The 20,119-nt window shown below is 44.8% G+C and carries 23 protein-coding genes and 1 tRNA gene; 3 read left to right on the forward strand and 21 right to left on the reverse strand.

Going from position 1 to position 20,119, the window contains the following annotated elements; all coding sequences use genetic code 11:
* Positions 1–9: 9 nt before the first annotated feature.
* The 6 genes from ACTHPA_RS10990 to ACTHPA_RS11015 form a co-directional block, all read right to left on the reverse strand.
* On the reverse strand, positions 10–1,194 hold the full coding sequence (locus ACTHPA_RS10990) for a phosphoglycerate kinase (protein ID WP_440500293.1): 1,185 nt from the start codon (positions 1,192–1,194) through the stop codon (positions 10–12).
* Between the two features lie 253 nt (positions 1,195–1,447).
* Complete coding sequence (gene gap / locus ACTHPA_RS10995) at positions 1,448–2,455, reverse strand: type I glyceraldehyde-3-phosphate dehydrogenase (protein ID WP_440500294.1); 1,008 nt, start codon at positions 2,453–2,455, stop codon at positions 1,448–1,450.
* Between the two features lie 50 nt (positions 2,456–2,505).
* Positions 2,506–3,540 carry a sugar-binding transcriptional regulator gene (locus ACTHPA_RS11000; protein ID WP_440500295.1) on the reverse strand — a complete coding sequence of 345 codons (1,035 nt, stop codon included), beginning with the start codon at positions 3,538–3,540 and terminating at the stop codon, positions 2,506–2,508.
* Between the two features lie 135 nt (positions 3,541–3,675).
* On the reverse strand, positions 3,676–3,903 hold the full coding sequence (locus tag ACTHPA_RS11005) for a glutaredoxin family protein (protein ID WP_440500296.1): 228 nt from the start codon (positions 3,901–3,903) through the stop codon (positions 3,676–3,678).
* Between the two features lie 105 nt (positions 3,904–4,008).
* Positions 4,009–4,806: a TPM domain-containing protein gene (locus tag ACTHPA_RS11010; protein ID WP_440500297.1), complete on the reverse strand. Its 798-nt coding sequence runs from the start codon at positions 4,804–4,806 to the stop codon at positions 4,009–4,011.
* Between the two features lie 20 nt (positions 4,807–4,826).
* Positions 4,827–5,405, reverse strand: a complete 579-nt coding sequence (locus ACTHPA_RS11015) for a LemA family protein (RefSeq protein ID WP_440500298.1) — start codon at positions 5,403–5,405, stop codon at positions 4,827–4,829.
* A 149-nt stretch (positions 5,406–5,554) separates the two neighbouring features.
* Here ACTHPA_RS11015 and ACTHPA_RS11020 point away from each other — a divergent pair, with 149 nt between their 5' ends.
* A complete protein-coding gene (locus tag ACTHPA_RS11020; RefSeq protein WP_440500299.1) occupies positions 5,555–6,181 on the forward strand; it encodes a hypothetical protein in 627 nt (208 codons plus the stop codon).
* A 7-nt stretch (positions 6,182–6,188) separates the two neighbouring features.
* Here ACTHPA_RS11020 and clpP read toward each other — a convergent pair whose 3' ends face one another.
* A complete protein-coding gene (gene clpP / locus ACTHPA_RS11025) occupies positions 6,189–6,797 on the reverse strand; it encodes an ATP-dependent Clp endopeptidase proteolytic subunit ClpP (RefSeq protein WP_440500300.1) in 609 nt (202 codons plus the stop codon).
* Between the two features lie 184 nt (positions 6,798–6,981).
* Between clpP and ACTHPA_RS11030 the strand changes: the two genes are divergently transcribed.
* Positions 6,982–7,053 (forward strand) — tRNA-Arg (locus tag ACTHPA_RS11030).
* Between the two features lie 101 nt (positions 7,054–7,154).
* Here the strand turns inward: ACTHPA_RS11030 and ACTHPA_RS11035 are convergent.
* The 12 genes from ACTHPA_RS11035 to hprK form a co-directional block, all read right to left on the reverse strand.
* Positions 7,155–7,412: an HPr family phosphocarrier protein gene (locus ACTHPA_RS11035; RefSeq protein ID WP_440500301.1), complete on the reverse strand. Its 258-nt coding sequence runs from the start codon at positions 7,410–7,412 to the stop codon at positions 7,155–7,157.
* Positions 7,413–7,443: 31 nt separating this feature from the next.
* Positions 7,444–8,391 (reverse strand): DNA-binding protein WhiA, encoded by a 948-nt coding sequence (whiA, locus tag ACTHPA_RS11040; protein ID WP_440500302.1) that lies wholly within the window; start codon positions 8,389–8,391, stop codon positions 7,444–7,446.
* A gap of 27 nt (positions 8,392–8,418) precedes the next feature.
* Positions 8,419–9,402 carry a gluconeogenesis factor YvcK family protein gene (locus ACTHPA_RS11045; protein ID WP_440500303.1) on the reverse strand — a complete coding sequence of 328 codons (984 nt, stop codon included), beginning with the start codon at positions 9,400–9,402 and terminating at the stop codon, positions 8,419–8,421.
* A 4-nt stretch (positions 9,403–9,406) separates the two neighbouring features.
* Positions 9,407–10,294 (reverse strand): RNase adapter RapZ, encoded by an 888-nt coding sequence (rapZ, locus tag ACTHPA_RS11050; RefSeq protein ID WP_440500304.1) that lies wholly within the window; start codon positions 10,292–10,294, stop codon positions 9,407–9,409.
* Entirely contained in the window at positions 10,294–10,776 is a 483-nt protein-coding gene (locus ACTHPA_RS11055) for an NUDIX domain-containing protein (protein WP_440500305.1), read from the reverse strand. The genes rapZ and ACTHPA_RS11055 overlap by 1 nt, the downstream gene beginning before the upstream one ends.
* 431 nt (positions 10,777–11,207) lie before the next feature.
* On the reverse strand, positions 11,208–12,158 hold the full coding sequence (gene trxB, locus ACTHPA_RS11060; protein WP_440500306.1) for a thioredoxin-disulfide reductase: 951 nt from the start codon (positions 12,156–12,158) through the stop codon (positions 11,208–11,210).
* A 93-nt stretch (positions 12,159–12,251) separates the two neighbouring features.
* Positions 12,252–13,775, reverse strand: a complete 1,524-nt coding sequence (locus tag ACTHPA_RS11065) for a tetratricopeptide repeat protein (RefSeq protein WP_440500307.1) — start codon at positions 13,773–13,775, stop codon at positions 12,252–12,254.
* Between the two features lie 101 nt (positions 13,776–13,876).
* Positions 13,877–14,401, reverse strand: a complete 525-nt coding sequence (locus ACTHPA_RS11070; RefSeq protein WP_440500308.1) for an acyltransferase — start codon at positions 14,399–14,401, stop codon at positions 13,877–13,879.
* On the reverse strand, positions 14,398–15,048 hold the full coding sequence (gene ppaX / locus ACTHPA_RS11075) for a pyrophosphatase PpaX (RefSeq protein ID WP_440500309.1): 651 nt from the start codon (positions 15,046–15,048) through the stop codon (positions 14,398–14,400). The genes ACTHPA_RS11070 and ppaX overlap by 4 nt, the downstream gene beginning before the upstream one ends.
* Positions 15,041–15,985, reverse strand: a complete 945-nt coding sequence (locus tag ACTHPA_RS11080) for a nucleoside recognition domain-containing protein (RefSeq protein WP_440500310.1) — start codon at positions 15,983–15,985, stop codon at positions 15,041–15,043. The genes ppaX and ACTHPA_RS11080 overlap by 8 nt, the downstream gene beginning before the upstream one ends.
* A gap of 15 nt (positions 15,986–16,000) precedes the next feature.
* Complete coding sequence (lgt, locus tag ACTHPA_RS11085; protein WP_440500311.1) at positions 16,001–16,807, reverse strand: prolipoprotein diacylglyceryl transferase; 807 nt, start codon at positions 16,805–16,807, stop codon at positions 16,001–16,003.
* Between the two features lie 4 nt (positions 16,808–16,811).
* The gene (gene hprK, locus ACTHPA_RS11090) at positions 16,812–17,762 is read right to left on the reverse strand and encodes an HPr(Ser) kinase/phosphatase (protein ID WP_440500312.1); all 951 of its coding nucleotides are present in this window, start codon (positions 17,760–17,762) and stop codon (positions 16,812–16,814) included.
* Between the two features lie 168 nt (positions 17,763–17,930).
* On the opposite strand from hprK, the gene ACTHPA_RS11095 reads away from it, so the two are divergent.
* The gene (locus ACTHPA_RS11095) at positions 17,931–18,491 is read left to right on the forward strand and encodes an N-acetylmuramoyl-L-alanine amidase family protein (RefSeq protein WP_440500313.1); all 561 of its coding nucleotides are present in this window, start codon (positions 17,931–17,933) and stop codon (positions 18,489–18,491) included.
* A gap of 102 nt (positions 18,492–18,593) precedes the next feature.
* Here ACTHPA_RS11095 and ACTHPA_RS11100 read toward each other — a convergent pair whose 3' ends face one another.
* Positions 18,594–18,869 carry a hypothetical protein gene (locus ACTHPA_RS11100; protein WP_440500314.1) on the reverse strand — a complete coding sequence of 92 codons (276 nt, stop codon included), beginning with the start codon at positions 18,867–18,869 and terminating at the stop codon, positions 18,594–18,596.
* A gap of 57 nt (positions 18,870–18,926) precedes the next feature.
* Positions 18,927–20,093 (reverse strand): DUF4097 family beta strand repeat-containing protein, encoded by a 1,167-nt coding sequence (locus ACTHPA_RS11105; RefSeq protein WP_440500315.1) that lies wholly within the window; start codon positions 20,091–20,093, stop codon positions 18,927–18,929.
* Positions 20,094–20,119: the final 26 nt, after the last annotated feature.

The raw sequence follows: 20,119 nt of genomic DNA on the forward strand, positions 1-20,119 counted from the left end.
CTTCCTCCGTCACTTATCATTCAGCGCAGTTACGCCGGGCAATTCTTTTCCTTCCATGAACTCCAATGACGCGCCGCCGCCAGTTGACACATGATCCATTTTTTCTGCAACATCGAACTTTTCTACAGCCGCGGCAGAATCTCCACCACCGATAACAGTGTAAGCTTCCGTTTCAGCCATTGCCAATGCAACTTTCTTCGTACCTGCAGCAAACGGTTCCATTTCGAACACGCCCATCGGCCCGTTCCAAATGATGAGCTTGGAATTTTTAATGATATCCGCATACAGTTCAGCCGTTTCCGGTCCGATATCGAGCCCCATCCAACCATCCGGGATTTCGTCGATTTTTACCGTTTTCACATTCGCAGTTTCGGAAAACGCATCCGCCACTACCGCATCAATCGGCAAATGGAGCTTGACGTTTTTCTCTTTCGCTTTTTGAATGAATGATTGAGCAAGCTCGATTTTGTCTTCTTCGACTAACGAGTTACCTGTTTCATAGCCTTGCGCTTTCGTAAATGTATAAGAAAGTCCGCCGCCAATCAATAAGTGGTCCACATTGTCTAAAAGATTGTCAATGACACCAATCTTGTCCTTCACTTTCGCGCCGCCGATAATTGCTGTGAACGGTCGTTCCGGGTTCGACAATGCCTTTCCGAGGACTTCCAATTCCTTTTCGAGTAAGAATCCGCTCACCGCCGGAATGTATTGTGCAATCCCCGCAGTCGAAGCGTGTGCACGGTGTGCAGCTCCGAATGCATCGTTAACGAAGACATCGGCTAAATCCGCAAACTTTTTCGCGAGCTCCAAATCATTCTTTTCTTCCCCAGCATGGAATCTGACATTTTCAAGAAGAATGATGTCGCCCGGTTTCATATCGGCGACAGCTTGTTCAACTTCTTCCCCGATGGAAGAATCAAGCTTTTTCACGTCTTTCCCAAGCAGTTCCGATAATCTTTTACCGGCTGCCGTAAGTCGCATTTCTTCGTTCACTTCACCTTTTGGCCTTCCAAGGTGACTGGCGAGAATGACTTTCGCCCCTTGCTCCGCCATGAATTCAATTGTCGGAACAGCTGCGCGGATTCTCGTATCATCCGCTACTTCACCGTTCTCCATCGGCACATTGAAATCAACGCGGCAAAAAACGCGCTTCCCGTTCAGTTCAATATCTTTGATTGTTTGTTTGGCTATCATGTAAACCGCACCCTTCCAAGAAAGTTGAGCGCCAAAAACGGCGAGGAATGTAAAAAAAAGGAACGGGTCTCTCCGTTCCTCCTACCCATCTATCTATTATAATGGGTCGCCATTAGAATGGCTAATACAAAAGCGAAGGGCGCTTGCTTAGCTGCGAAAGGCATAAGGCAGATCTGCCAAACGGCGCCCTTTGCCGTGCAGCGGAGATGTCTTATGACCCGAGCGGCTAGCGCCCGGAGTCTAGACGTATAAGTTAGATACCTTTTTCATTCATGTAAAGGGCTAAATCGATGCAGCGGGCAGAATAACCTGATTCATTGTCATACCAAGCGATGACCTTCACCATATTGTTGTCCAATACCATCGTTGATAGACCGTCGACAGTCGATGATGCAGTGTTGCCGTTATAATCCGTCGAAACAAGTGGAATCTCATTATAGAAGAGAATGCCTTTCAATTCATTTTCCGAAGCCTTTCTCAAAGCGGCGTTCACGTCTTCCACTGTTACTTCTGTTCCAAGTTCAGCTACGAAGTCGACGAGAGATACGTTTGGCGTCGGCACGCGGACAGCCATACCGTCCAATTTCCCTTTTAATTCCGGAATAACTTTCGTTACTGCTGAAGCTGCACCAGTTGTCGTAGGGATCATTGACTCAGCAGCTGCACGCGCACGTCGGTAGTCGGAATGCGGCAAATCCAAAATACGTTGGTCATTCGTGTATGAGTGGACTGTCGTCATCATACCGCGATTAATGCCGAATTGGTCTTGCAACACTTTGACGACAGGCGCAAGACAGTTTGTCGTACATGATGCGTTCGAAACGATTTTGTCGTTTTGTGGATCATAAGATTCTTCATTCACACCCATGACGAGCGTCTTCATGTCCCCTTTTGCAGGTGCAGACAAGATTACTTTTTTCGCGCCTGCTTCAATATGTTTCATCAATGATTTTTCATCCCGGAATACGCCTGTCGAATCGATGACGACGTCGACACCTAATTCGCCCCAAGGCAATTGGGAAGGATCTTTTTCAGCGTATACTTTAATTTTCTTCCCATCGACGATGAGATAGTCTTCTTCTGAGCCAACTTCTGCGTCTAAAATTCCGTGCACTGAATCGTATTTCAATAGATGCGCTAGCATTTGTGCATCTGTTAAATCGTTTACTGCTACGATTTCAATTTCATCATGCTTTCTTGCCTCTCTCATAACTACTCTTCCAATACGTCCAAATCCGTTGATTGCCATTTTAATCGTCATTTCCATTACCTCCTAAGATTCTATTCAAGTATTTGCGTTATTCACTCGTGTTAACCTTCCATTTTCATCAGCATGGCACGCGCTGCTCCTTCATCCGTGACAAGAATCGTTTGACGGGGAGCGCTTGCCATATAGGACATGATCGCTTCAGCTTTGCTTTTCCCACCTGCTACAGCAATGATGAGCGGAATTTTCTTCAACTGCTCCGTCTGAATTCCGACCGTTCGAATACGATGGACGACATTTCCGCTGCCATCGAAGTAATAGCCGAACGCTTCACCTTTCGCGCCTTGCTCTTGCAATTGAATGATTTCGTTCTCAGGCGTGTTCCGCAAATTAGCCATACGATGCGCATTCCCAATTCCATGCAGGACGCAATCCGTCTTCTCATACAGTTCCATCATCTCGATAGCGGTAGGCTCCCGCTTGAAAACTTCATGCGCTTCAGCGCTTAGCGATTCGGGGTAGTAAAACGTGCTGTACGTCCCTCCGCTCGCTTCAGCGAAAGAGGCTGCGATGACATTCGCTTGTAATCCAATATCGTCGCCGACCCCTCCCCTTGCGGCAATGAAATGTAAACGGTCGGCATTTTCGATCGTATGAATATGATGCGGAATTGCGGCTACCGAGCTGCCTCCCGTGACAGCAATAATTTGACTGTCGCTTATCCGACTCATGAATTCCTCAGCAGCTTCTTTGCCAATCAAACTCTTCACAGCTGGATTTTCATCACAGTCTCCAGGAACAATTTGTACACCTTCAATACCTAATAAATCGCCCAATTTTTTTTCAATCAATCCATGTCCGGTCCATTCTTCTATTGTTGACCCAAGCGTGTCGAGGACGGCTGCCCCTTCTTGCGTAATCGTGGCTCCCTCTTTTGCTACTCGGATCAGTCCTTCCGACCGCAACATCTCCATCAGGTTTCGACATTCCCGTTCCGAAATATCCGCCATCTGGCCAAGCGGTCTTCTTCCAATCGGACCTGCCACTTCAATGAATTTCAAAACTTTGTACCGCTGATGTAATAACTCCATCATTTCTGGCACAAGCTTTCGTTGTGCCTCTATAATTTTCGGGATCATAGGAAAGCCCCTCTTTCAACGATAGGACAATTTCAGCCCACCTATATTTTATTTGTCCCACCTAGTGCAAAAAAATATATTTCTTATTATTAGTATATACCTTACTGTCAATAAGTTCAAACTTTTTGACACATTTTAGAATAAGTCAACCAAGTCAACATAACTGATGGAACCGTATAGTAGGACTTCGCCATCCTTCTCTACGACTGGAATCATCAGCATATATTTTTCATGGCTTTCGTCATCCGTTTCAATGTCAATCGTCGACCATGTTAACGGAAAATCCTCCTGAACGAGTTTCATCATCGATTCCGCCTCGTCGCATAAATGACAGCCTTTTTTTGTGTAGAACTGGACATGCATAACTGGACACCTCGATTAGCGTTTTCTTTTAGTATAAATGAAAAAAGGCATTCCGCAAAAAGTTTTGCAGAATGCCGTTTATTTATGTTGTCGAGACTCGGGAGTTTACCAACTTCGCCCTCCTCCGCCTCCGCCGCCAGATCCGCCGCCACCGGAGAAGCCGCCTCCGCCACCTCCGCCGAAGCCTCCACCACCGAAGCCTCCTCCGCCTCCAAAGGAGCCAGGGAAGAAAATCGGACCACTTCTTCCTCTTCTTCGGCCGCCTGGACCGCCGCCACCTCCGCGGCCGCCACCCATATAGCGGAATAGCAGATATATGATGATTAAGATAATGATTGGTGATGGGATGCCAATTCCTGAACCGCCTTGGCCAGCGAGTGTGTTCACTTCCGCGACTTCCCCATTCCATCCATAATCAGCAGCAATTTCGTTATAATACGATTTGTATGCTTCCATTATAGCTAGATCTGGCTGTTCATTTTGCAAATACGGAACCGCCACTTCATCCATAATCCTAGTTACTTTCCCATCCGGCAAAGCGCCTTCCAAGCCATACCCGGTCGACATTTCGAAATGCCTGTCACCAGCCGAATTTGGAATAGTTGTCACGACAAGTAATGCACCGTTGTTCTTATCCTTTTTGCCAAGCTGATATTCCCTGAGCGCTTTTACAGCAAATGTTTCTACCGGTTCATCACCTATACTCGGCAACGTCAATACCGCAAGCTCTGCACCAGTCGCGTTATTCAACTGTTCACCTAATCGATTCAGCTCGGCTTTCTGTTCCGCCGACAAAATATTCGCATGGTCCTGTATAAAGTAATCCTGTGTATTCCATGGCGGGACGTCAGCTGCCAACGCCATTGCCGGCATGATCATGATGCTAAGACATATAATAATCATGCATTGGAATGCCCTACGGATCACTTGCTGTCATCTCCGAAATCGACTTTAGGCGCTTCATTCGCAGCTGTATCCGCTTTGAAATATTCCTTCTCGTCGAATCCAAAAATGGAAGCTACGAGTTTACCTGGAAAACGCTTTGTTTGCCGGTTATAATCCGCTACGACGTTGTTATAATCCATCCTTGCAACGCCAATTCGGTTTTCCGTTCCGGCAAGCTCATCCATCAATTGTGTAAAGTTCTGATTCGCTTTAAGGTCAGGGTAATTTTCCACGACAACGAGCAATCGGCCAAGTGCGTTCGAAAGCTCCGTATCAGCAGCCGCCTGCTCCTCAGGCCCACTCGCTCCTGCAAGCTTTGCGCGTGCATCGGATATTTCAGCAATCACTTCTTTCTCGTGACTCGCGTATCCTTTAACCGTGCTCACCAAGTTTGGAATCAAATCAAGTCGGCGCTGCAGCTGGTTTTCAACTTGTGCATACGACTGATCGACATTCTCTTCTAAATTGACAAATTTGTTATAGCTCGGCACGAGTATGACGCCAAGAATTACAAGAATGACAACAATTATTGCTATTGGCCCTAATATCTTTTTCATCTTTTCACACTCCATTCGATATATTTGCAATACCCAACCAGTACCGCTTTCCAAACAATTGAGCAAGTATACATTATTTATCGTATGTAGTCCGAAAAGGTTTCAAACCTAGCGGAAATAAATCTAGTTAGGACGCAGAGGCACTCGCTTTGGACGCGGAGCTACGCGCTTTGGACGTGGAGACACTCGCTTTGGACGCGGAGGCACTCGCTTTGGACGCGGAGACACTTGCTTTGGACGCGGATGCACTCGTTTTGGACGAGGAGACACTCGCTTTGGACGCGGAGACACTCACTTTGGACGCGGAGGCACGCGCTTTGGACGCGGAGACACTCGTTTTGGACGCGGAGACACTCGTTTTGGACGCGGAGGCACGCGCTTTGGACGGGGAGGCACTCGTTTTGGACGCGGAGACACTCGCTTTGGACGCGGAGACACGCGCTTTGGACGCGGAGACACTCGTTTTGGACGCGGAGGCACTCGCTTTGGACGCGGAGACACTCGTTTTGGACGCGGAGACACTCGTTTTGGAAGCGGAGACACTCGCTTTGGACGCGGAGGCACGCGCTTTGGACGCGGAGGCACTCGTTTTGGAAGCGGAGACACTCGCTTTGGACGCGGAGGCACGCGCTTTGGACGCGGAGACACTCGCTTTGGACGCGGAGACACTCGCTTTGGACGCGGAGACACTCGTTTTGGACGCGGAAGCACTTTTGTTGAGCCCCCGACAAATGCACACAAAAAAAAACCGACTCCATAATCAGAGTCGGCAGTAGTTCAGTATTATTTTTTCGATTCCAATTCTTTCATGTCGCTGCGAGTGATGATGTGGTCGATCAAACCATATTCCTTCGCGCGTTCTGCTGTCATGAAATTATCGCGATCTGTATCTTTCGCGATTACTTCGACAGGCTGGCCTGTGCGCTCGGAAAGGATCGTGTTCAATTTTTCACGTAGGAAGAGAATGCGTTTAGCTGCGATTTCGATTTCAGTCGCTTGCCCTTGCGCTCCTCCAAGTGGTTGGTGGATCATTACTTCTGCATTAGGAAGCGCATAACGTTTCCCTTTTGTACCTGCTGTCAATAGGAAAGATCCCATCGATGCAGCCATACCGATACAGATTGTTTGGATGTCCGGTTTGATGAATTGCATCGTATCGTAAATCGCCATACCTGCAGTGATGCTGCCACCCGGGCTATTGATGTAGATCGATACGTCCTTTTCTGGATCTTCCGCTTCTAGGAAAAGCAATTGCGCAACAATCGAGTTTGCTACATTGTCGTCGATTGCGCTGCCTAGCATAATGATCCGGTCTTTCAATAAACGGGAGTAAATATCATAAGCGCGCTCTCCCCGATTCGTTTGCTCAATAACTGTAGGTATTAAATTCATGTTATTTCCTCCTTATGATGGGTCAGGATTATCGTTCTGCTGAAACCAGTTGTTTCAACTGTACATCTATCATACATATTATGGTCAATAAAGGTCAAATATAACGCTTTTAATTTAGGTATTGCAATCATACCACTTTCTTTGTATAATTAATCTTGTCTGTTACTGATAGTAGCAAGAAATTGCCCTCGTGGTGCAATGGATAGCACGCAAGATTCCGGTTCTTGAAATGTGGGTTCGACTCCTGCCGAGGGCGTATAAAGTTTTTAAAGAAGCCTGTAAACATGAAAACATGTTTACGGCTTTTTTATTTTTCAGCCGTTTCCTATTTTCATAGTGAAACGGCTGTTTTTTATATTAATTTTCGTTCTCCACAAGCGCAGATAGCTTTTCGATTGCTTGCTCCTCGTCGACGCCTTCAGCGATCAATGTCACTTCAGCACCTCTTGCGATTGCCAAGCTCATTACACCCATAATACTTTTCGCGTTCACTTGACGTTCATCTCTTTTCAAGAATACGTCCGCCGTGAATCGATTTGCTTCCTGTACGAAAAGTGCAGCTTGTCGTGCTTGTAATCCGGTCTTCATCTTTACTTCAACCGTTCTTTCTGCCATATTCCATTGACTCCTCTCTGACTCGTCTATTTTATCGGCTAACAATTCCTCCACTGCGGAGGCTTTCCGCGATTTCTTCAATTTTACGAAGGCGATGATTCACGCCCGATTTACTAACCGTACCGCCGCTCACCATTTCACCGAGCTCTTTCAAAGTGACGTCCTGGTTATCGATGCGCAATTGAGCGATTTCCTGCAAACGGTCAGGTAATTGATCCAATCCAATCGTGCTCTGGATGAATTTTATATTTTCAACTTGCCGTTGTGCCGCTCCGATTGTTTTATTCAAGTTAGCGGTTTCACAATTGACAAGGCGATTGACGCTATTCCGCATATCCCTTAGAATCCGGACGTCCTCAAATTTCATCAACGATACGTGTGCTCCAATGATACCAAGAAAGTCTGAAATCTTCTCCGCCTCTTTCAAATAGGCGATATAACCTTTTTTCCGTTCAATCGATTTCGCATTCAGTTGGTATTTATTCATCAGATCCACTAACGCTTCGCTATGCTCTTTGTAAAAAGAGAAAATCTCCAAATGATAGGAAGACGTTTCGGGATTGTTGACAGAACCTCCTGCGAGGAATGCACCACGCAAATAGGACTTCTGGCAACATTTCTTTTTAACCAATTGCTCTACAATTTCATTTTTAAATTGAAAGGTTCCTGTCAGTATATAAAGGTCCTCTAATAATTGCTTGGCACCTTCCCGAATTCGGCATATGTAGACGTTGTTCTTCTTCAGGCGCATTTTTTTACGAACGAGCAATTCGACTTTATAAGGATATAGCCGCTTGATGTTTGAATAAAGTCTCCTTGCGATTGCCGCGTTTTCTGTTTGCACGTCCAAGCTCAATTGTTTATTGGAAAACGATAGAGCACCGTTCATCCTAATAAAGGCGGCAATTTCCGCTTTCACACAGCATTCCTTGGATTCGATTTGTGTCAGTTCCTTCTTCACTTCAGATGCAAAAGACATGATTTTCCCCCTCTCTCTCGGCGATGATCAGGTCTCCTCGCTTACGATCGTACCTTCCATATAACCCATAATCCACGATGCGACTTTTTCAGCATCATGGATAATTCTTCCGTCTGAAACCGTCGAAAAGTCCCCTAATACGATAGTAGGGACTAGCATTTGCAAAGCATCAATATCATTTTCTACAGGGAGCTGAACATCGGACGGCTCTTCCCCGTTTAATAAAGTTCGAAAATCCGTTTTGTTCAACAGAACCGTGTCAATGAATTGACTGCCGGCATGATCATATAACGCTTTCACATGCTCAGATGCAGTGTACTGATACGTTTCGCCTTCCTGCGTCGTCAAGTTATTAATATATACTTTTTTTGCACGGCACGCTAGAACAGCATCACGAATATCCCTTACAAGTATCGTCGGCAAAATGCTCGTATATAAGCTGCCAGGCCCAAAAATGATCAAGTCCGCTTCATTGATAACCTCTACCGTTTCAGGCAAAGGCTCCACTTCTTGCGGAGATACATAGACTTTTCGAATTTTGCGCCCATACACCGGAATTTTAGATTCACCGGTTACAATTGTGCCATCATCGAGCTCAGCATGCAAGGTGATCTTTTGGTTTGCGGCAGGCAATACTTTCCCTTTAATATTCAACACTCTGCCCATCTTTTCGACAGCACGGGCAAAATCGCCTGTTATATCAGTCAATGCAGCTAGCATGAGGTTGCCGAGTGAGTGCCCTTTCAAATCGTCCGAGTTGGAAAAACGGTATTGGAACATTTTCTCAATTAACGGCTCTACATCTGAAAGCGCTGCCATCACTTGACGGATATCCCCTGGTGGCGGGATATTGTATTGATCCAGCAGTCGTCCCGAGCTTCCTCCGTCATCCGCGACCGTTACAATCGCGGTCAGATCGACTGGATAGGCTTTCAATCCCCGCAGTAACGTGGACAATCCGGTCCCGCCTCCAAAGACGACTATTTTCTTCAATTTTCCGGATTGCAGCATAGTGTCAACCCTTTCTCTTCTCTACATCCCGATGGGTAATTAACGTCTTATATTCCTCTTTGAAACGATTTCCGAAGTATTCTGCTAACGACACCGAACGATGTTGTCCGCCTGTGCAACCAAACGCGATGACGACTTGCGATTTGCCTTCGTTTTTATATTGAGGAATGATGAATTTGAACAGGTCTGTCAACTTTTCAATCAAAACTTGTGTATCATTCCATTTTAACACATACTCATAAACTTCTTTCTCTAACCCGGTTAGTGGTTTCAAATCTTCGATGTAATAGGGGTTTGGTAAAAAACGGACATCAAAGACGACATCTGCGTCTATTGGCATGCCATGCTTGAAACCGAAAGAGATGAAATTGAGGGTGAACGAAGTATCCCCGGCGGAGGAAAATGTCGACATGATCTTTTCTCTTAATTCCCTCGGCTTCAATTCGGATGTATTATAAATGGAACGGGCCCGGCCTCTCAATTCAGTTAAGAGGTTTCTTTCTTTTCGGATGCCTGTCAATGGCAGCCCGCCTACCGCAAGTGGGTGTGACCTTCTCGTTTCCTTGTACCGTCTGACGAGCGTCTCATCATCCGCATCCAAGAAAAGCAACTTCGTCGATACGCCGTCCATTTGCAGCAAGTTATCCAACGCCCCGATCAAGGCGTCGAACAGGTCGCCGCCCCTCGTATCCATGACAGCAGCAATCCGTCTCATCTTATTTTCCGACTTCATCATCAAATCGAGAAAAGTAACGAGCAGTTCAGGAGGCAAATTATCGATACAATAGAACCCCAGGTCTTCGAAACTTTGCATGGCAACTGTTTTTCCCGCACCTGACATACCAGTAATGATAACTAATTCAACATCGCTGTTCGGTAATTCATTCTCCATTAATCCAGGTCACCTTCCATTGATTTTTGTATGTGTTCATCCAACAGTTCAAACTCTTCTGTATAATAAAATGTACCATATTGCACGCCTGTTTGGGAGGCTGCAAATAACAAATTTTTCCGGTCTCCTTCCGCCATCGGAAGTGTGTGTAAACTTTCTACAGGATGCCATTCGAGCAGGCCTTCTCTGTTTGATTCATAAGGAGTTCCAATGAGATCCCTCGCAACGAAAGTGTATAGCATCCATTCGTTCAGTAATTCTTTTGATTCTTTATCGACAATCATCATTGTATAGATGCCTTTTACGTGAGGATTGACAGGTGTCGCGCCAGTTTCTTCGGTAAATTCACGGATGGCTGCGTCGTAGATCGATTCACCCGAATCCATTTTGCCGCCGGGAGCAACATACCAGTCCCGTCTCGGTTTCTTCAATAAAAGAACTTGGTTGTCTTTGACTATAAGTAAATTTGCGATTCTTTGCATGACCATTTCCTCACTTCTTCAATACGCATATAACCATTATACAATGTTTTGAAAGCAAACGACAAAAAAAGAAGACCACCTGCCGTTTGAAGGGCAGATCGTCTTTAAAATGTTGCTATATTAAAAAGGGGGGTCAATTGATATTCTTATCATAACCTTTTTGTATTGCAGGACGGTTACAGGAACATTAAGGATAGATTAATCTTGTTAAATATTAAGTTGCGTAGCTGGATTCAGCTTTCCGTTACGGCACTTCGCTTTCCGCGGGCGTCGCTTCAGCCTCCTCGTCCGCTCATTCTTCGCTCCCTGCGGGGTCTTCTGCTGACGCTTTTCCCGCAGGAGTCTACGTGCCTTCACTCCAAGCAATGGAGATTGAAAAGAGATATTTCCCATATAAAAAAGAGACCCTATCAAGGATCTCTTTTTTATTCTTAAGCTTCAGCAGCCATTTTATCCGCTAGTTCTTCGATATATTTTTGGCATGCTTGGGCTGCGATGCTGCCGTCGCCTGTTGCTGTGACGACTTGGCGAAGTGTTTTTTGACGAACGTCGCCAGCTGCATAGATACCAGGTACTTTCGTTTCCATTTCTTCGTTAGTCACGATATAGCCATGTTCATCCAAAATTCCTAAATGCTTGAATGGTGCCGTTAACGGGTCCATTCCGATATAAATGAACATGCCTTCAGTTTCCATTACTTTTTCAGTGCCGTCCACTGTAGAAACGAGTGTAATAGAGCCGATTTTGCCGTCTTTTTCATTCACTTGCTTAACTGTTGAATTCCAGATGAAGTCTATTTTTTCATTTGCAAACGCACGGTCTTGAAGAATTTTTTGTGCACGAAGTTCATCGCGTCGGTGGATAATTGTTACTTTATCCGCAAAGCGTGTCAAATATGCACCTTCTTCGACTGCGGAGTCTCCGCCTCCGATGACAACTATTTCTTTCTTCTTGAAGAAAGCTCCGTCACATACTGCACAATAGCTGACTCCACGGCCAGTCAGTTCTTTTTCACCAGGGATGCCCATTTTACGATACTCGGCACCTGTTGTAATAATGATGGCACGCGCTTTATATTCTTTATTGCCCGATTTGATTGTTTTGAGGTTCCCCTCATCTATAATTTCTGTGACGTCGCCATATGCATATTCAGCTCCGAAAGCTTTCGCATGTTCAAACATTTTTGTCGAAAGATCAGGACCGAGAATCGTCTCAAATCCAGGGTAGTTCTCGATTTCTTCCGTGTTTGCCATTTGTCCGCCCGGAATGCCGCGCTCCAACATGAGAGTCGATAAACTTCCTCTAGATGTGTAAACCGCAGCGGTCATTCCAGCTGGTCCTGCGCCAATGATAATGACGTCGTATATTTTCTCGGTTGTCATACCTTATCCTCCTCCAGTACATATACCACTGACCAAATCGTATAAGATTCCGAGGGGCCAATCAATATATATGCTTACATGATCGTTCGCTGCTTACACATTGAATTGCGGCAAAAACTCCATCAAATCACTGACGTATTTCGTTAACGTAGGCACCGAAATGTCGTAAGTTCGGGCTATTGCCGCTTTTGTAACTCCTTTATAACGAGAAGACTGGAACATATAATCCGCCGCTGCAGCCAATGCCGCGGGGTTCCTAAAATGATAGGATCGGATGAGTCCTACTTCGCAAAGGGTGAACCACATTTGGAATAGATGGGTCCCTTGCCGTTCCAATGGTTTATATTTTTCATATAACAACTCGGTCGCTTCCAATGCACGCATGAATGAATGGTCAAATTCATTTTCCACCGTAAACTCATAATCGAGGCTATGCGCCAAAAATAATTGCTCAATGACACTTAGCTTTTCGAGATCAATATACGTGGGATGCGAAACGATCTCCTGTTTATGTGCTGATTTTCCTAGCAAATAAAACCCTAACAATCTTTCACTTCTATATTTATTCGTAATTTTACTTAATAAAAATTCACGGTCTTGTTCATATGATTCCGGCTTGGTCGATGAATGTACATCTTTCCATGGCTCAAAACCCGCCTTGGATGGATCTAATTCGACCAACTTCTCATACGACTCCTTCGCAACTTGCTCATTGCCGGAAAAGTATGCAGAATGAGCGAGCCAGAAATAATAACCGGCATCCCCTTCAAAACCACGTTTTTGCAAGCTTCTGAGCCAACCGTACGCTTCTTTATGTTTGCCGACTAACGCGAATGTAGCCCCTAATTTATAACGATGTACAAATTGGTACGGCTTTATTTTCATGAGGAGCTCGAGCATTGCATCCAATTCCTCTTTATCTTTCTCGTAATAATAAAAGACGGCGAGATTACATAGTGCATGCAAATTTCCTTTATTCTTTTCGAGCACATCAAATAACAATAGTTTCGCTTGTTCAATACTACCGACATAAAAATAGGCGAGCGCCAAGTTATTATAGGCAGCCCAAAAGTCAGGATAATCTGTGATGATGGACTCTAAAATTTCAATTGCTTCTTTAAAAGAACCCTCTTCCATCAACCTTCTTGCTTTTTCTTGCAAGAAATACACTTCTCCGTCGGGCATTTCTTCGTCGGTAAAAAAGGCCTCCTCTTGCTCGGCAAAATCGATAATCTCCATCGAGTCGTCTGCCAAAGGTCCATCAGGCGCCAATGCAATATACTTTTCCGCATATATCTTCGCATCTCGAAGAAGACCTAAATGAGCGTGGACTTCCGCTAAGTAAAAGATGATATCTTCCTCTTCCGGATCAAGACCGTGCGCTGCGGCCAAAATTTCATACGCTTCCTCAAACATTCCCTCTTCCATAATGAGAATGCCGTATTGCATAAGAATAAGCGGATCATTAGGACTCAGTTCAACAGCCCTTTGCAAATATTTATGAGCCTCATCAAAACGGTCGCGCTGCATAGCTTTAACGCCTTTTTGATAGTAGAATTCACCGTCAGGGATAAATGAAATGACTTTCTTATCTATGTTCCTATACTTTTTATCCAATCAAATTCCTCCGAAAAAAATTAGAAGGAACGCTATACACGTCCCTCCAATCAGCTGGCTTCATTATATCATAAGTTCCATTTCCGTCATCCTATTTCTTGTCAGCCATCACTATCTGTCTTTCGGCGCTCCTCCAACTGCTCTGAAGTGTAAATGATCCGCACAGGGTTGCCCCCTGCCATTGCACCGGCGGGAATGTCGCGGTTGACGAGTGAAGCTGCCGATACGATTGCGCCGTCTCCAATTTCCACTCCTGGAAGGATTGTCGTATTCGCACCGATCATGACGCGATCACCGATGATGACGTCACCGATTCGATACTCTTCTATCAAATATTCATGTGCTAAAATCGTCGTATTGAAGCCGATGATTGAATTGTCACCGACTGTAATGCGCTCAGGAAACATCGTATCGGGCATGACCATTAATGCGAATGATGTCTTTTCCCCTATCTTCATTCCTAAAAATGTTCGATAGATGAAATTCTTCAACGGAATGAAAGGCGTATACCGTCCGATTTGGATAAAGACGAAGTTCTTTGCCACTTTTAGAAATGAAACCGTTTTGTATATATGCCAAAGGGAGTTCGCATTTCCTTCAGCAGGATAACGCTCGGTCCGTCTCAAGCCTCTTCGCCTTCTACGATCGACAGCAAATCTGAAATATCCTGCAAAACAAAGTCAGGCTTCAGCTCACGGATGAATTTCTCGCCTTTAGCTGACCATGCTACACCAGCAGTGCGAACTCCAGCGTTCTTTCCTCCGAGGATATCATGACTATTATCGCCGACCATCATCGTTTCATTTGGGGACGAGTTCAATCGTTCCATCGCAAGTAACAATGGCTCCGGATCAGGCTTCGCATGTTGTACATCGTCCAAACAGACAATCGTATCAAAGAGCTCTTCCGCTTCAATGAGCCGCAAGCCTCTCATGACCATCTCATTTCGCTTCGTTGACACGATCGCCATTTTCAACCCTTTATTTCTCAACTGTCTGAGCGTTTCCGTGACCCCATCAAATTCACTAACAAAAGAATCGTGATTAGCCAAATTCCATGTACGATATTCAGCCATCAGTTCTTCCGTTTTTTCTGGATCGATGCTTTCGAATGTTTCCCTTAACGTCGGTCCGAGGAAAGGCAGGATGTCTTCTCTTTCAAACCTTCCCGGATAATGTGCATTCAAAACCGTTTGGAACGTTTGAATGATGAGCTCGTTCGTATCTAGTAACGTTCCATCGAAGTCAAATAACAATGTTGTAATTTTATCCATTCAGAACTGTTACCTCCTTCTCCCTTTTTCGTTCTGCCTGTTTCCATAAGTAAGCAACCGCGATCGTCAATGTAAACGCTGTGACAAGGCGGATAATGAGCAATGGCAGGATCGGTATGCCTAAAGGTAAAAATATGAGTGTATCTTCAACGACCGCATGACAAGCAATTAGGAAAATGAATGCAAGCGTTGCATCCTTTTTGCTGACGCCATCTTCCTGTACAGCTTGAATCATGACACCTGCCCCGTAGGCAAGACCAATAACAAGTCCGGCAACCAATGTCATTGATGCATTCGGTTGAACACCAATGACTTTTGTAAATGGTGCCAGTTTCTCCGAAAACTTCTGTAAGTAGTTATTGTCTTTCAAAAATTGAACAATAATCATAAGCGGAATGACAATAAGCGCAAGTTGCAAAACGCCAAACGACGCTTTCTGTAAGCCGAGCAATCCGATTTCCAACCAACCTTCCGGAACAGCGGACACTTCAGGCGCCATACCATACTGCGCAATTTCGGTTCCGCCTTTCCAGAATAAGTTGATAATGATGCCTGAAAAAGCAGCTAAACCGAATCTAACGACTAAAACAATCCACAGTTTCACTCCGACCTTTAACGCGACTCCCGTCTCAATGAACATATTATGCGCAAAACTGAGCATAACAGCCAAAATGAAAACTTCCTTCACGGTCAGGTCGAGCGAGAGGATTCCTGCAATGCCAGCATATAAATTCAGTGCATTGCCAAGTACTAACGGGATCGCTGCTTCCCCGCTCAGTCCGAATAAACCCATGAACGGTGAAATCAACTTAACTACCCAAGGCAACACAGGTGTATGTTGCAATATGACGACGAGGAGAGTAATCGGGAAAATGACTTTCCCTAATGTCCACGTCGTTTTTAATCCAGCGGCCAAACCAGCTCGAAGCGTTTGCATTTCCCCATCTCTCTTCTATTTATCTTGATATTCCACTTTAACTTTCTTTATAAATCTTCTCCAAATGAACATTGACACCGAAAATACAATGGCGATAATGGAAACAATTTGCGCAGCGCGAAGATCTCCGCCGTACAAACTGTCCGTCCTCATCCCTTCGATGAAGAATCTTCCGATTGAATACCATGTCAAATAGAAGAAGAACATTTCGCCTCGCTTTAACCGGACTCTTCGCAAAAGCAAAATGATAATGAGACCGACAACATTCCACAACGATTCATAGAGGAACGTCGGATGATACGTTACTCCGTTAATCGTCATTTGATTCATAATCCAGTCAGGAATCCATGTGTTTTCCAGAAAACTTTGCGAAACTGGACCGCCATGCGCTTCCTGATTAATGAAATTTCCCCATCGACCGATGATTTGACCGATCAATATTCCCGGTACAGCGATGTCCACCACTTTCCAAAATGAAATGCCTCGACGTTTCGTATAAAAGTATGTCGTTAAAAAGGCACCTATCAATGCACCGTGGATGGCAATACCGCCCTCCCATATTTTGAACACATCTGCAGGGTTGTCTTTATAGGAATCCCAGGAAAATATGACATAGTAAATCCTCGCACTTATGATAGATAACGGTACTGCCCAAATAAGCAGATCCGTTAAGAAATCCGGGTGCATCCCCCGCTTCACCATCTCTTTTTGAACGACGATGAATGCAAGAATAATACCAGTTGTTATTAGAATTCCATACCAACGGATATCTATTGGACCCAGACTGAAAGCCGTCGGATCAATCGCTAGTAAATCAAACATGAGTTTACTCTATCCCCTCTTCATCAGATTTTCCTGTATCTTGGCTAATTGCCATATCTAGTTTTTTCGAAAATGTCTCTGCCGCATTGATGCCTAATCGTTTCATCCGATAATCCATAGCGGCCACTTCGATAATGACCGATAAGTTTCGACCCGGCTTTACAGGAACAGTAAGCTTCGTCAAATCAGAATCCATGATTTTCATCTTTTCCCCATCAATGCCTAGCCGATCATACACTTTATCCGGATTCCACGTCTCCAAATCGATGACCATTAATATCCGTTTGTCATCCCTTACGGCGCTTGCACCGAAAAGCATCATCATGTCGATAATACCAACTCCACGGATTTCAAGCATATGCCTAAGCAGCTTCGGCGAATTTCCGATCAAGACGTTTTTTGCGACTTGCCGTATTTCCACAGCATCATCCGCGACTAGACGATGACCACGCTTTACAAGCTCCAAAGCGGTTTCACTTTTACCGACACCGCTTTTTCCCGTAAGTAAAACTCCAATGCCGTACACATCGACGAGCACACCATGAACTGTCGTCATGGGAGCTAACTGACCTTCAAGGAAATTGGTGAGCATTCCTGAGAATCTAGTCGTCGGATGCTCGGTCTGGAGCACGGGGATGCTTCTCTCGTCTGCAAATTGTTTGAGTTCTAATGGACATTCAAAATTATGCGCTATGATGAAAGCTGGTGTTTCAGTTGAACAGAGTCGATCCATGCGATCCTGACGATCCGCTTCATCCAGTTTATTAAAAAAGGACAGCTCTGTTTTCCCGAGCAGCTGAATTCGTGTAGCCAAGTAAAAATCAAAATAACCGGCCATTTCAAGCCCCGGCCGTGATATGTCACTCGTAAGGATTTTCCGTTCAATACCTTCTACACCTGCAACAACTTCAAGTCCAAAACGATTTTGAACGTCTTCTACTGTAACAACCGACATTAATTCCCCTACTTTCTATATAATTTCTCGACCGCTTTGCGAATGATCTTATGTAACGCAAACCCTATCCACCATTTTACCATGAACGAATTCAATTGAAATGATTTCGTCCGAATTTGTCCACGAATGATACGTATCAAACTATATAAGTGGCAAGGAGGAGATAAGATGGCATTACTTATCCTTGACGCAGGACACGGACCGAACACATCTGGAAAACGCTCACCAGATGGCAAACTACTTGAATTCCGCTTCAATTCTGCCGTGGCGCAAATTGTAAAGCATTGTTTGGTGCTGGAAGGGGTGAACGTCATTTATTCACATGAAAATGGACGTGATGTACCTTTGCCTGAAAGGACTTCGATCGCCAACAGGCTGAATGCAGACGCATTCGTATCCATCCACGCTAATGCATATGGCTCCAATTGGAATGATGCGCATGGCATCGAAACATATATGTATCCCCAAGCAAGCAAACGAACCGCAATATTGGCTGAACAAATACACAGCTCATTGATACTTGCTTGCGGACGAAAAGACCGAGGGGTAAAAACCGCAAATTTTGCAGTATTGAGGGATACAAAGATGCCTGCCGTGTTAGTGGAGTGCGGTTTCATGACCAATCGCGAAGAGGCTGCTCTTTTACTATCTAAAGCGTACCGCGTGCAATGCGCACGGGCGATCAGCTTCGGCATTTTGAATTGGCTTTTTCGGGAGAAGCTCATCTGACTCGCGGCTTGCTTTGGGCGCAGGGACAGAATTCTTGAGCGCTAATTTGGTTTCTTGAGCGCTAATTTGGGTTCTTGAGCGCCAATCTGGTTTTCTTGAGCGCTAATCTGTTTTCTTGAGCGCTAATCTGTTTTCTTGAGCGCCAATTTGGTTTCTTGAGCGCGGATTCGGTTTCTTGAGCGCCAATCTGGTTTCTTGAGCGCCAATTTGGGTTTCTTGAGCGCCAATCTGGTTTCTTGAGCGCGGATTCGGTTTCTTGAGCGCTAATTTGGTTTCTTGAGCGCCAATCTGGTTTCTTGAGCGCCAATTTGGTTTCTTGAGCGCCAATTTGGTTTCTTGAGCGCTAATTTGCTTTCTTGAGCAAGACACGTATTTCATCAAAAAAGACTGCCACAGAAGTCAGTTTGCACTGACTTTCTGGGCAGTCTTTTTTCATTAATTATGCTTCACATTATAGCAAACAATAACAGAGCCAGTTTTCGCTTCCCCGTGAACATGGAGTTGAGTGGCATTGCCTTCCGCATCCTTATTGAAAATGATCGTACGGCTCAGAAACTGTTCTTGTTCTGTCGTTTTGCTGACATCATTCAGCTGAAGATCCAAACGTCCCATATTCGTTGAGATTTCACCACGAAGTGAAACATCAGATGGAATATATAGCTCAACAGAACCGCTCACTGTTTTAGCATCGATTTTTTGTGCATCAGCATCCGTTGTTGTCACAACTACATGACCATTCAACGATTTCGCTTCAACATCCTTCACTTTACCAGATACGTACACGCGTCCGTTAATTGTTTCAGCTTCAAGTGTATCGCCTGTGCTATCGTTCAAGCGAATCGATCCGTTGCCAGCTTCTAACTCAGCTTCTTTAAAAGTAATACGTTCCACATCGACTTTTCCGTTCGCTGTTTTTGAATAAAGACGATCGACCGTAATATCCTTCAAGTTGAAATTACCATTCAGTAGTCTTACGGAAACTTTACGATAATCCTGTTTTGGAATGAATAAGTCGACAGTTACCTGACTTAATTTCAAATCACTTAAATAACGCAGCTTTCCTTCGTCTTTAAGGAAGATCAATTTATCGAGAAATTCTTTTTTCGCATCTTCTTCAGATCGTCCATTAAACGATTTGACGGTGAATTCCGCTCGAATTTCTGGATTGTCAGTTGCATGAATCGATACGCTTCCGTGATCGACGTCGACGAGAATTTCATCTAAGTCATCGGCTTGTTTCACAATCGTGTGATGGAATGTCGAACCGCCGCCAAATGGCATATCGAAATCGAATCCTTTCATTCTTTCCACGGTGGATTGCATGAACTGCATGAAACGATCTCCTACAGTTACGAAATCTTTCCGGATATCTTCAATGAATTCATCCATCGATGGATCCTTGTCTTTTGATTGTCCGGAAAAGTCGTTTGCGTTATCTTGGTTTGCATCTTCCCCTGTAAACTTTGTTTCAGTCGTTTGGGTAGACCCATTGTCAGTCGATGGCTGCTTTTTCTCCATCGCTTCTAAAAGGGTTAATGCTTCGTCCATTGAAATTGTGCCGTTTTCCAACATTGTCAAGATACGTTTGCGTTCATTCTGCATTGTTCCGCCTCCTAAGTATGCTTGAG

Source organism: Sporosarcina sp. SAFN-015, from assembly GCF_051966875.1.
In the GTDB taxonomy this organism is placed as follows: Bacteria; Bacillota; Bacilli; order Bacillales_A; family Planococcaceae; genus Sporosarcina.